This is a genomic window from Paraburkholderia sp. Ac-20347 (assembly GCF_017104805.1).
Taxonomy (GTDB): domain Bacteria; phylum Pseudomonadota; class Gammaproteobacteria; order Burkholderiales; family Burkholderiaceae; genus Paraburkholderia; species Paraburkholderia tropica.
The window spans coordinates 20,722-32,162 of sequence record NZ_JAAGPN010000091.1 but is presented as its reverse complement, the minus strand read 5'-3'; the positions used below and the strand labels follow the sequence as shown (position 1 = coordinate 32,162).

General features: G+C 67.3%; 10 protein-coding genes and 1 pseudogene. 9 read left to right on the top strand and 2 right to left on the bottom strand.

The features are described 5' to 3' along the window. Positions 1–1,200, top strand: a pseudogene (locus G3N97_RS18505) (hypothetical protein); the annotation flags it as partial. A gap of 32 nt (positions 1,201–1,232) precedes the next feature. On the opposite strand, the gene G3N97_RS18500 reads toward G3N97_RS18505, so the two are convergent. Together G3N97_RS18500 and G3N97_RS18495 are read right to left on the bottom strand one after the other, a co-directional pair. After that, positions 1,233–1,709, bottom strand: a complete 477-nt coding sequence (locus tag G3N97_RS18500) for a VOC family protein (protein ID WP_205994534.1) — start codon at positions 1,707–1,709, stop codon at positions 1,233–1,235. A 145-nt stretch (positions 1,710–1,854) separates the two neighbouring features. Beyond that, positions 1,855–2,652, bottom strand: coding sequence for an IclR family transcriptional regulator (locus tag G3N97_RS18495; RefSeq protein ID WP_205994536.1), 798 nt, complete (start codon positions 2,650–2,652; stop codon positions 1,855–1,857). 530 nt (positions 2,653–3,182) lie between these two features. Here G3N97_RS18495 and G3N97_RS18490 point away from each other — a divergent pair. The 8 genes from G3N97_RS18490 to G3N97_RS18455 all read left to right on the top strand — a co-directional run bounded on the left by G3N97_RS18490 (position 3,183) and on the right by G3N97_RS18455 (position 11,360). Continuing rightward, the gene (locus G3N97_RS18490) at positions 3,183–4,130 is read left to right on the top strand and encodes a sugar ABC transporter substrate-binding protein (protein WP_231957798.1); all 948 of its coding nucleotides are present in this window, start codon (positions 3,183–3,185) and stop codon (positions 4,128–4,130) included. Positions 4,131–4,189: 59 nt separating this feature from the next. Next, complete coding sequence (locus G3N97_RS18485) at positions 4,190–5,725, top strand: sugar ABC transporter ATP-binding protein (protein ID WP_065065698.1); 1,536 nt, start codon at positions 4,190–4,192, stop codon at positions 5,723–5,725. Further along, on the top strand, positions 5,715–6,755 hold the full coding sequence (locus G3N97_RS18480) for an ABC transporter permease (RefSeq protein ID WP_205994533.1): 1,041 nt from the start codon (positions 5,715–5,717) through the stop codon (positions 6,753–6,755). The genes G3N97_RS18485 and G3N97_RS18480 overlap by 11 nt, the downstream gene beginning before the upstream one ends. A 15-nt stretch (positions 6,756–6,770) precedes the next feature. Continuing rightward, entirely contained in the window at positions 6,771–7,100 is a 330-nt protein-coding gene (locus G3N97_RS18475) for a UxaA family hydrolase (protein ID WP_183713442.1), read from the top strand. 14 nt (positions 7,101–7,114) lie between these two features. Beyond that, positions 7,115–8,452, top strand: coding sequence for a UxaA family hydrolase (locus tag G3N97_RS18470; RefSeq protein ID WP_205994532.1), 1,338 nt, complete (start codon positions 7,115–7,117; stop codon positions 8,450–8,452). Positions 8,453–8,488: 36 nt separating this feature from the next. Next, positions 8,489–9,538 carry an aldo/keto reductase gene (locus G3N97_RS18465; protein WP_205994531.1) on the top strand — a complete coding sequence of 350 codons (1,050 nt, stop codon included), beginning with the start codon at positions 8,489–8,491 and terminating at the stop codon, positions 9,536–9,538. After that, positions 9,535–10,404, top strand: coding sequence for an amidohydrolase family protein (locus G3N97_RS18460; RefSeq protein ID WP_205994530.1), 870 nt, complete (start codon positions 9,535–9,537; stop codon positions 10,402–10,404). Before G3N97_RS18465 ends, G3N97_RS18460 begins: the two co-directional genes overlap by 4 nt. Positions 10,405–10,616: 212 nt before the next feature. Further along, a complete protein-coding gene (locus tag G3N97_RS18455) occupies positions 10,617–11,360 on the top strand; it encodes an SDR family oxidoreductase (RefSeq protein ID WP_205994529.1) in 744 nt (247 codons plus the stop codon). The last annotated feature ends 81 nt before the right edge of the window (positions 11,361–11,441 follow it).

The following is an 11,441-nucleotide window of genomic DNA, read 5'->3' as shown; positions in this document are numbered from 1 at the left end:
GTCGCGCGCGGCGCGGGACTGGCCGAGGCGCTGGCGGCGTTCGAAGCGGGCGATCCGCGGGAGACGGGCGCGCGTCTGCGCATCGGTTATCTGTCCGCGGATTTTTACGATCACGCCACGCTGCGTCTGCTGGCGGGCGTGCTCGAACTGCACGACGCGGCGCGCTTCGACATCCATCTGTACGCGTACGGCGACATCGCGCCCGACGACGCGTGGCGCGAGCGTCTTGCGCAGTGCCCGGCCACGCTGCACGAGATCGGCGCGCTCAGCGACGCGCAGGCGGCCGCGCGCATCGCGCAGGACGGCGTACATCTGCTCGTCGATCTCAAGGGCTACACGACCGGCACGCGGCTCGGCATCACGGCGCTGCGGCCCGCGCCGGTCATCGTGAGCTGGCTCGGTTATCCGGGCTCGCTCGGCGCGCCGCGTCTGGCGGATTATCTGATCGGCGACGTCGTGGTGACGCCGCCCGTCACGGCGGCGCACTACAGCGAAACGCTCGCGCTGATGCCGCACTGTTATCAGCCTCACGACCACCGCCGCGAGTGCGTGCCGCGTCCCACGCGCGCCGAAGCGGGCCTGCCCGCGAGCGGCTTCGTGTTTTGCAGCTTCAATCAGATCTTCAAGCTCAATGCGCGCATTGCGTCGATCTGGCGCCGTCTGCTCGCGGCCACGCCCGGCAGCGTGCTGTGGCTGCTCGATCCGGGCGAGCCGCGCGCGCGCTCGCATCTGCATGCGTTCTTCGCGGAGCAGGGCGTGACGGCGGCGCGCGTGATCTTCGCGCCGCGCGTGCCGCATGAGCGGCATCTCGCGCGTCTGCAACTCGCCGATCTCGCGCTCGACACCTTGCCGACCGGCTCGCACACCACGGGCAGCGACGCGCTCTGGGCGGGCGTGCCAATGGTCAGCGCGCCGGGCATGCTGCTCGCGGGACGCGTGGGCGCGAGCCTGCTGCGCGCGGTTGGGCTGGAGGAATTGATCGCGCGCGATCTCGACGCCTATTTCCAGATCGCGCTGGCGCTCGCGCACGATCCGGCGTGGCACGCACAGGTGCGCGAGCGGCTCGTGCAAGCGCGCGACGACGCGCCCCTGTTCGATACGAAGCGCTTCACGCGCGATCTGGAGCGGCTGTACGTGGCGATTCTTGCGCGCGAGGCGCAGGACGCGAGCGATCGCGCGCCGTTCGTCGTCGCCGGTTGATGAGCCAGGGTCGATGAACTACGGTTGATGAACTATTGACCCGCCGCCGCGCGCTCGATAACGGCGATGTCGATCTTCTGCATGGTCATCATCGCTTCCATGGCGCGGCGTCCGGCTTCGCGGTCGGCGCCGCCGACGAATTCGAGCAGACGGCGCGGCGTGATCTGCCACGAAAAGCCCCAGCGGTCCTTGCACCAGCCGCAATCGGACGCCTGGCCGCCGTTCGCGAGGATCGCGTTCCAGTAGCGATCGGTTTCTTCCTGGCTGTCGGTCAGCACCATGAAGCTCACCGCCTCGTTCGGCTTGAAGTTCGGGCCGCCGTTCAGACCGACGAAACGCCGGCCCAGCACCGTGAAATCCACCATCAGCTCCGCGCCCACGCCGATGCCGGGGATCGGCGAGACATGGCCCGCATCGACGTGGCTGTCGGGGAACGTGGCGGCGTAGAACTGCGCCGCTTCGCGCGCCTGGCCTTGATCGAACCACACGCATGTCACGAGATCGGTCATCGTTGTCTCCTCGCTGAAACACTGGCGCGCATTGCACGCAGGGCTTTCGAGCGTAGCACCGCACGCGCGAGGCGGCCAGCGCGTTCAATCGACGTCGAAGCCGGCCTCGCAGCGGGCATTGCAGCCGCGCGGATTTCGCGGATTCCTAAGCATCGCCTTCGCGGAACATCGACAGCGCCTGCACGGTCGCGCCGAGCATCTGCGTGGCTTCGTCGAGCGAGGGCGCGACGTAGTCGTCGATACGTTTGAGAAACGGGCAGGTGAGCGCCGCGATCGCCTGACCCGATGGCCCGAGCACCGGGAACGTCACGTCGGTCACGCCGAAGATCTGCTGGCTGTCCGTGCGCGAAACGCCCGCCGCGCGAATCTGCTCGCATGCGCTTTCCAGCGCCGCGTGATCGATGGCGATTTCGCCCTTCACCTTGGTGTGTTCCGCGAGCATGTGCGCGCGCTGCTCGGGCGACTGGAACGCGAGCATCGTGCGCCCCGAACTCGTATCGACGAGACCCACGCGCGAACCCAGGCGCACCGCGATGCCCCACGTGCCCGGCCCGTCCACCTGGGCGATCACGAGCAGATTGCCGCGGTCGTAGACGGAGAGATGGCAGGACTGCTCGGCGTCGTTCGCGTAGCGCTGCATGAGCGGCAGCGCCTCGGCGATCAGGCGCTCCATCGGCGGATGACGATGCGCGAGTGCGAACAGCTTGAGGCTCAGCGCGTAGCGGTCGCCGGCCTCCGAGCGCATCACGTACTGGCGCGCAACGAGCCGTTCGAGCATGCGATAGATCTCGCTCGCGTTGCGCCCGAGCGCCTTCGTGATCTCGGCGCGCGTGAGGCCGCCGCGTTGTTCGGCGAGCAGTTCGAGGATGTCGAGACCTTTGTCGAGCGCGGGCGCTCGGTAGCGGTCGCCGTCGTCTTTCTCGTCGTGCTTTTCATCATGCATGTCGCCGATATCCGCTTCGATGGCTTCGGGCGGCGGCGCCGGCCGCCGCGTACGTGCGTTCGCTTTCATCGTGTCCTTGTTCGTTGCCTGCGTGCCGCAGCCTTGCGCGGCGCGCCTCCCGCGATTATTTCAAAGCGCCTTGCCGACACAAACAGCGACAAAACCCTGACGCGCCCAGGGAAATTCCGGAGCCTTGCTGCACTGCACATTCCTTGACCTTGGATCGTGCGTATATGAATAATAGGTTCACTGGTGAATATGCGCCAGTGGCGTCGGGAAGGAAAAAGGCAACGGAAAGGGTTGGGAAAGGCAGTCGCAGCGCCGCGGGCGCGTGTCGCTTTTTCAGGCGGACGCGTCGCGCACATGATGGTTCAACAACGACAACTTTGGAGACTGACATGGCGTTCGCAACCGGGCCGCACGCGGCCCGCCGCTTGATTCAAACGCGCAAGGCGCGCGCGTCGCTGCGCCTCGCCGCGAAGACCCTGGGCGCGGCGGCCGTCTGCGCGGCCGCGTTCGGCGTATCGGGCATGGCGCAGGCCGCGGACGCGGGCAAGGTCGGCCTTGGCCTGCCGCTGCTCACGTCGCCGTTCTGGCAGTCGTACAACAACTACCTCGGCGTGTACGCGAAACAGATGGGCATCGACATCCTCGCGCCCGTCAACTCGAACAACGATCCCGCGCAGCAGATCACCGACATGAACAACATGGTGAATCTGGGCGCGAAGGGCATCGTGGTCGGGCCGATCGATTCGGCCGCGATCAGCCGCGCGCTCGACAACGCCGCGCAGAAGAACGTGAAGGTCGTGGCCGTGGACGTCGCGCCCACCCAGGGCAACGTGGCGATGGTCGTGCGCGCCGACAATCACGCTTACGGCGAAAAAGCCTGCAAGTACATCGGCGAGCACGTGAAGTCGGGCAAGGTCGTGCAGATCATGGGCGACCTCGCTTCGGTGAACGGGCGCGACCGCTCCGAGGCGTTCCGCGCCTGCCTGAAGCAGTATCCGTCGCTCTCGTTGCTGGAGATTCCGGCGGGCTGGAAGGGCGACGTGGCGGCGAGCGCGCTCGACAGCCTGCTGACCGCGAACCCGGACGTCAAGGCGATCTACATGCAGGCGGGCGGCGTTTATCTCTCGCCCACGCTGCAGACGCTGCGCCGCAAGCAGTTGCTGTTTCCGGCGGGCGACGCGAAGCATATCGTGATCGTCTCGAATGACGGAATTCCGCAGGAATACGAAGCAATCCGCAAGGGCGAGATCGACGCGACGATTTCGCAGCCCGCCGATCTCTACGCGAAATACGGCCTCTACTACATCAAGGCCGCGCTGGAGGGCAAGACGTTCAAGCCGGGCAAGACCGATCACGACAGCAACATCGTGCAGTTGCAGCCCGGCGTGCTCGAAGACCAGTTGCCCGCGCCGCTCGTGACGAAGCAGAACGTCGACGACAAGAACCTCTGGGGTAATACGGTCAAATGAGCGGTCAAATGAGCGATCGAACCCGCGATCGGCTTGACACCGCGCCCCCTGCGCAGACGATGACGCTGTCACGCGAGCGCGCGGCGCGCTCGCAGCCGCCCGTGGTCGAAGCGAGCGGCGTGACCAAACGCTTCGGCTCCACGGCGGCGCTCGCGAACGTGAGCCTGCGCGTGACGGCGGGCGAATCGCACGCGCTCGTGGGGCGCAACGGCGCGGGCAAGTCCACGCTCGTGTCGATCCTCACGGGACTGCGCAAGCCCGACGAAGGCGCGGTGCATTTCAACGGCGAGCCCGCGCCGCCCATCGCCGAGCGCGATGCGTGGCGCGAGCGCGTGGCCTGCGTCTATCAGCACTCGACGATCATCCGCGATCTCACGGTCGCGGAGAATCTTTTCATCAATCGTCAGCCGGTAAAGCGCGGCGTGATCGACTGGACGAGCATGCGCCGCGACGCGCGCGCGCTGCTCGACCACTGGCGCATCGACGTGCGCGAGGACGCGCGCGCGGGCGACCTCACGGTGGAGGCGCGCCAGCTTGTGGAGATCGCGCGGGCGCTGTCGTACGGCGCGCGTTTCATCATCCTCGACGAACCCACCGCGCAGCTCGACGGCGAGGAGATCAAACGCCTCTTTCGCCGCATCGACGAATTGCAGCGCGAAGGCGTGACGTTCCTGTTCATCTCGCACCATTTGCAGGAGGTGTACGAGATTTGCCAGGCCGTGACGGTGCTGCGCGACGCGCGCCATATCGTGAGCGCGCCGGTTGCCGAGTTGCCGCGCGAACGCCTGATCGAAGCGATGACGGGCGAACGCGGCGGCCTCAACGTCGCCGATGCCGCGGCCCGCGCCGCATTGCCCGCCGACGCCGCGCTCGCGCTCGACGTGCGCAACATCACGGGTGCCGATTACGCGAATGTCTCGTTGCAGGTGAGGCGCGGCGAAGTCGTGGGCCTCACGGGCGCGACCAGCAGCGGACGCACGAGCGTGGGCGAGGCGATTGCCGGGCTCACGGCGCAGCAGTCGGGCGAGATCCGCGTGAACGGCGCGGCGCTCAAGCCCGGCGACGTGCCGCACGCGCTCGCGAGCGGCGTGGGCTGCGTGCCGAAGGATCGCCATCACGAAGGACTCGTGCTCACGCAGTCGGTGGCCGAGAACGCGTCGATGACGATCGCGGGCCTGCTCGGCCGTCTCGGTTTTGCGCCGCCCGCGAAGAAGCAGCAGGTCGGCCGACGCATGATCGAAGCGCTCGGCATCGTCGCGCAGGGACCGGATCACGTGGTATCGGGGCTCTCGGGCGGCAATCAGCAGAAGGTCGTGATGGCGCGCGCATTGGCGAGCAATCCCGATGTGCTCGTGCTGATCGATCCCACCGCGGGCGTGGACGTGAAATCGAAAGAGGCGCTGCTCTCGGTCGTCGACCGCGTGCGCGACGAAGGTAAAGCTGTGCTCGTGGTGTCGAGCGAACTCGACGATCTGCGCACCTGCGACCGTGTGCTCGTGATGTTTCGCGGCAACGTGGTGCAGGAATTCGCGGCGGGCTGGCAGGACCATGAACTGATTGCATCGGTCGAAGGAGTCGATCTCCATGAAGAATAGTGTTTCGACGCCCGCGTTCGCGGCCGCGCAAGGCGACCTCGCCGCCACCGGCAAACGCGCGCGTCCGCGTATCGAGTTCGCACGTCTGCGCGATCTCGCGCTGCTGCCGGCGCTGGTATTGCTGCTCGTGATCGGCGGCTTCGTGAGCCCGAGTTTTCTGACGAAGGCGAATCTCATCAGCGTGCTGGGCGCGTCGGCGGCGCTCGCGCTCGTCGTGCTCGCCGAATCGCTGATCGTGCTGACCGGCAAGTTCGATCTCTCGCTCGAATCGACTGTGGGCATCGCGCCCGCCATCGGCGCGATGCTCGTGATGCCGGCGGCGTCGGCGGGATTCGGCCTGCAATGGCCCGCATTTGCAGGCCTGATCGCGATCGTCGCGGTGGGCGCGCTGATCGGCTTCGTCAACGGCTTTCTGGTCGTGCGGCTGCGCCTGAACGCGTTCATCGTCACGCTCGCGATGCTGATCGTGCTGCGCGGCATGCTGGTGGGCGCGACCAAGGGCGGCACGCTGTTCGACATGCCGCCGTCGTTCTTCGCGCTCGCCACCACCATCGTGCTCGGTTTGCCGCTTTCGGTGTGGCTCGCGGCGGCGGCGTTCGCGCTCGCGGCCTTCATGCTGCGCTATCACCGCGTGGGCCGCGCGCTCTACGCGATCGGCGGCAATCCCGACGCGGCGCGCGCGGCGGGCATTCGCGTCGAGCGCATCACGTGGGGCGTGTTCGTGCTCGGCAGCATCCTCGCGGCCATCGGCGGGCTGATCGTGACGGGCTACGTGGGCGCGATCAACGCGAATCAGGGCAACGGCATGATCTTCACGGTGTTCGCGGCGGCGGTGATCGGCGGGATTTCGCTCGACGGCGGCAAGGGCACGATGTTCGGCGCGCTGCTGGGCGTGCTGCTGCTCGGCGTCGTGCAGAACCTGCTGACGCTCGCGCAGGTGCCGTCGTTCTGGGTGCAGGCGATCTACGGCGCGATCATCCTCGGCTCGCTGATGGTGGCGCGGCTGGCGGGCGGCGAAGCCCAGAACTGAACGCGGAGAGAGAACTTGAACAGCCGTTCCGGACACACCGATGCGCGCCTCATCCTGCTCGCCCCCGACGACAACTGCCTGATCGCCGCCGCGCGTCTCGCGGCGGGCGAGACGCTGGAGATCGAGGGCGAACGCGTGACGCTCGCGAAGACCATCGAACTGGGCCACAAGATCGCGCGGCGCGCGCTCGCGAAGGACGAAAAAGTGCTGCGCTACGGCGCGCGCATCGGCCACGTGACGGAGGACGTGCCGCGCGGCGCGCATCTGCATACGCACAACCTCGAAAGCGATTATCTGCCGACGTACACGCACGACGCGGGCCACGAGTTCGTGCCGCACCGCTAGCAAGGGACATTGCCATGACTTCATTCAACGCCGAAGCCGCGCGCGCCGATGCGCCGACGCTCGAAGGCTGGCCGCGCAGCGATGGCCGCAAGGGCATTCGCAACGTGGTCGCCGTGGCGTATCTGGTCGAGTGCGCGCATCACGTGGCGCGCGAGATCGTCGCGCAGTTTCGCGAACCGCTTTACGACGACGCGCACGCGTTCGACGATGCGGACGCGTCGCGCGCTTCGAAAGAATTGCACGAATCGCCCGTGCATCTGATCGGCTTTCCGGGCTGCTACCCGAACAGTTACGCCGAGAAGATGATGACGCGCCTCACGACGCATCCGAACGTGGGCGCGGTGCTGTTCGTTTCGCTCGGCTGCGAGAGCATGAACAAGCATTATCTGGTCGAACAGGTGCGCGCGAGCGGGCGGCCCGTCGAGGTGCTGACGATCCAGGAAAAGGGCGGCACGCGCAGCACGATTCAATACGGCGTGGACTGGGTGCGCGGCGCACGCGCGCAACTCGCGCTGCAAAAGAAGGTGCCGATGCGGCTCGACGAACTCGTGGTCGGCACGATCTGCGGCGGCTCGGACGGCACGAGCGGCATCACGGCGAATCCGGCCGTGGGACGCGCGTTCGATCATCTGATCGAGGCGGGGTCGGTGTGCATCTTCGAGGAAACCGGCGAGCTGGTGGGCTGCGAATATCACATGAAAAGCCGCGCGGCGCGGCCGGAACTCGGCGATGCCATCGTCGAATGCGTGGCGAAGGCGGCGCGCTATTACTCGATTCTCGGGCACGGTTCGTTCGCGGTCGGCAATGCGGATGGCGGGCTGACCACGCAAGAGGAAAAGTCGCTCGGCGCGTACGCGAAAAGCGGCGCGTCGCCGATTGTCGGAATCGTGAAGCCGGGCGATGTGCCGCCCACGGGCGGTCTGTATCTGCTCGACGTGGTGCCCGACGGCGAGCCACGTTTCGGATTCCCGAATATTAGCGACAACGCGGAGATCGCCGAACTGATCGCCTGTGGCGCGCATGTGATTCTGTTCACGACGGGGCGCGGCTCGGTAGTGGGATCGGCGCTGTCGCCCGTCATCAAGGTCTGCGCGAATCCGCTCACGTATCGCAATCTCGCGGGCGATATGGATATCGACGCGGGCCGCATTCTCGAAGGCCGCGCGACGCTCGACGAAGTGGGCCGCGAAGTGTTCGACGTCACGCTCGCGGTGGCGCAGGGCGCGCGGTCGAAGTCGGAATCGCTCGGGCATCAGGAATTCATTCTCACGTACAAGACCTTCGAGCCGGTCGGTCCCGCGTGTTTGCCCGCGAATGCGCGCGTGCCGGTGCATGTGGCGGTCGAACATTGACATCGCATTGATCGGCGACTTCTGGAGACGAGCCGCATGACGCAGGCATTTCATCCGCAGGTGACGCAGCGTCGGCGCATCGGGCGCACGGCGCTCGAAGTGAGCGCGCTGGGTCTGGGCACCGCGCCGCTCGGCGGCCTGTATCGCGATCTCAGCGAAGCCGAAGCGCGCGCGACCGTCGACGCCGCGTGGGACGCGGGCGTGCGCTATTTCGACACCGCGCCGCACTACGGCCATACGAAGGCGGAGCATCGACTCGGCGACGCGCTGCGCCGTTATCCGCGCGAAGCCTATGTGCTGTCGACCAAGGTCGGCCGCCGTTTCGTGCCGCGCACGCACGCGTATGACGGCAGCGAAGGCTGGCAGAACCCGCTGCCGTTCGAGGCGATTTACGACTACACGCGCGACGGCATTCTGCGTTCGTTCGAGGACAGCCAGATGCGTCTGGGTATCGTCGATATCGACATGCTGCTCGTACACGACATTGGCCGCTTCACGCACGGCGATCGCAACGCGCATTACTGGCGGCAACTGAGCGAGGGTGGCGGCTTTCGCGCGCTCGACGAATTGCGCGCGTCGGGCGCGGTGAAAGCGATTGGTTTCGGCGTGAACGAGCGCGAGGTGATCGTCGATGCCATGCGCGAATTCGATATCGATTGCGCGTTGCTCGCGGGCCGTTACACGCTGCTTGAACAGCAGCCGCTCGACGATCTGCTGCCCGCGTGCGTCGAGCGCGGCGTGAGCATTCTGCTCGGCGGCGCGTTCAATTCAGGTATTCTCGCGCGCGGCGTGGCGGGCGATCGCAAGTTCAATTACGGCGAAGCGCCGGCTGACGTGGTGGAGCGCGTCGCGCGGCTCGAAGCCGTGTGCGGCACGTTTGGCGCGCCGCTCGCGGCGGCGGCCTTGCAGTTTCCGTATGCGCATCCGGCCGTGGCGACGGTGCTCACGGGCGCGCGCAGCGCGGCGGAATTGCAGGAGAACGTGGCGTCGTTCGAGACGGCGCTGCCGCGCGAGCTTTGGCTTGCGTTGCGCGACGAGGGGCTCATCGACGCGCGTGCGCCGCTGCCGACGCAGGCCGCATCATGAGCGAGCACGTCTGGCACGAAGCGATCGACGCGCATCAGCATTACTGGGACCCGGCGCGCGGCGATTACGGCTGGCTCACGCCGGAACTGCGCACGCTTTATCGTCCGTTTTTATCCGCCGATCTCGCGCCGTTGCGTGCCGCGTGCGGCGTCGCGCGCACGGTGCTCGTGCAGGCCGCGCAGACCGTCGAGGAGACGCGCTGGCTGCTCGACCTCGCGCGCGACGACGCGTCGATTGCGGGCGTCGTGGGCTGGCTGCCGCTCGACGATGCGCGCGCGCCCGCTTTGATCGCCGAACTCGCGCGCGCGCCGAAACTGCGCGCCGTGCGCCCGATGCTGCAAGACCTGCCCGACGACGACTGGATCGCGAACGCCGATACCGCGCGCGCCATCGACGCGCTGATCGCCCACGACCTCGCCTTCGACGCGCTGATTTTCACGCGCCACGCGCGCGCGCTCGAAACATTTCTCGCGCGGCATCCGGCGCTGCGCGTGGTGATCGATCACGGCGCGAAGCCGCCGATTCGCGACGGCGGCGCGGCGTCGCCTGGCTACGCGGCGTGGTCGCAAGCCATCGCGCGGCTCGCGCGCTTTCCACAGGTGTTTTGCAAGGTGTCCGGGCTCGCGACCGAAGCCGCGCCGGGTTGGAGCGACGAAACGCTTCGCCCGTGGATCGCGCATCTGCTCGCCTGCTTCGGCGCGCGCCGGCTGATGTGGGGCAGCGACTGGCCGGTGCTCAACCTCAACGGCGACTACGCGCGCTGGCACGACTGCGCTCAGCATCTTTTCGCGGATCTCAACGACGACGAGCGCGCCGCGATTTTCGGCGGCAACGCGGCGGCGTTCTATCGTCTCGATCGCGGTTGAAACTGGCTAGAGGCTGACGTAAGGCTGACCTGTGGCTGGCGGCAATCTGGCGCGAGGCGGTCTCGCGCGCCGCGCCGATCCAGCCGGTTAGAAAACATCCGCGCAAATCGCATGATGAGCGTGCCTCTGGCCATAATGGCCGTTTGCGGCATCGCATCGATCGGGCTTCATCATCGGCTTCATGGCAATCGCGCTTTCTTTGGGAGTGGCAGATGGGACAACGACTGGCCGGCAAGACGGCCTTGATCACCGCGGCGGGCCAGGGCATCGGCTACGCGGCCGCCGAACTGTTCGCGCGCGAAGGCGCACGCGTCATCGCGACCGACCTGCGCATCGATGCGCTCAAGGCGCTGCCGGTCGAGGCGCGCAGGCTCGACGTGCTCGACGCCCCGGCGATCCGCTCGCTCGCCGAGGAAATCGGCAAGGTTGACGTGCTGTTCAATTGCGCGGGCTACGTGCATGCCGGCTCGATTCTGGAGGCGAGCGAGGAGGACTGGGACTTCGCCTTCGATCTGAACGCCAAGGCCATGTACCGCACGATCCGCGCGTTTTTGCCCGCGATGCTGGAGGCGGGCGGCGGCTCGATCATCAACATGTCGTCGGCGGCGTCGAGCGTGAAGGGCGTGCCGAACCGCTTCGTCTACGGCGCGTCGAAGGCGGCTGTGATAGGGTTGACGAAGGCCGTGGCCGCCGACTTCGTGACGCGCGGCATCCGCTGCAACGCGATCTGTCCCGGCACCGTCGCGTCGCCCTCGCTGGAGGAGCGCATCGCCACGCAGGCGTCGGCGCAGGGCACCACGGTCGATGCGGCGCGCGCCGCGTTCGTCGCGCGCCAGCCGATGGGCCGCGTCGGCAAGCCCGAGGAAATCGCGGCGCTCGCGCTCTATCTCGCGTCGGACGAGTCGGGTTTCACGACCGGCCAGGCGCACGTGATCGACGGCGGCTGGTCGAACTAGTCCGCGGCCGCCGCGACGCCAGATATTCGCGCGCGACGCCAGCACGTCGCGCGCAACCTACCCAAGAGACAAGGAACGCTC

What these genes read in the sequence shown, in the direction of transcription:
- G3N97_RS18470 (WP_205994532.1), top strand. Translation starts at nt 7,115, where the DNA reads ATGACTTCATTCAACGCCGAAGCCGCGCGCGCCGATGCGCCGACGCTC.
- G3N97_RS18480 (WP_205994533.1), top strand. Translation starts at nt 5,715, where the DNA reads ATGAAGAATAGTGTTTCGACGCCCGCGTTCGCGGCCGCGCAAGGCGAC.
- G3N97_RS18465 (WP_205994531.1), top strand. Translation starts at nt 8,489, where the DNA reads ATGACGCAGGCATTTCATCCGCAGGTGACGCAGCGTCGGCGCATCGGG.
- G3N97_RS18500 (WP_205994534.1), bottom strand. Translation starts at nt 1,709, where the DNA reads ATGACCGATCTCGTGACATGCGTGTGGTTCGATCAAGGCCAGGCGCGC.
- G3N97_RS18490 (WP_231957798.1), top strand. Translation starts at nt 3,183, where the DNA reads ATGGCGCAGGCCGCGGACGCGGGCAAGGTCGGCCTTGGCCTGCCGCTG.
- G3N97_RS18485 (WP_065065698.1), top strand. Translation starts at nt 4,190, where the DNA reads ATGACGCTGTCACGCGAGCGCGCGGCGCGCTCGCAGCCGCCCGTGGTC.
- G3N97_RS18455 (WP_205994529.1), top strand. Translation starts at nt 10,617, where the DNA reads ATGGGACAACGACTGGCCGGCAAGACGGCCTTGATCACCGCGGCGGGC.
- G3N97_RS18460 (WP_205994530.1), top strand. Translation starts at nt 9,535, where the DNA reads ATGAGCGAGCACGTCTGGCACGAAGCGATCGACGCGCATCAGCATTAC.
- G3N97_RS18495 (WP_205994536.1), bottom strand. Translation starts at nt 2,652, where the DNA reads ATGCATGATGAAAAGCACGACGAGAAAGACGACGGCGACCGCTACCGA.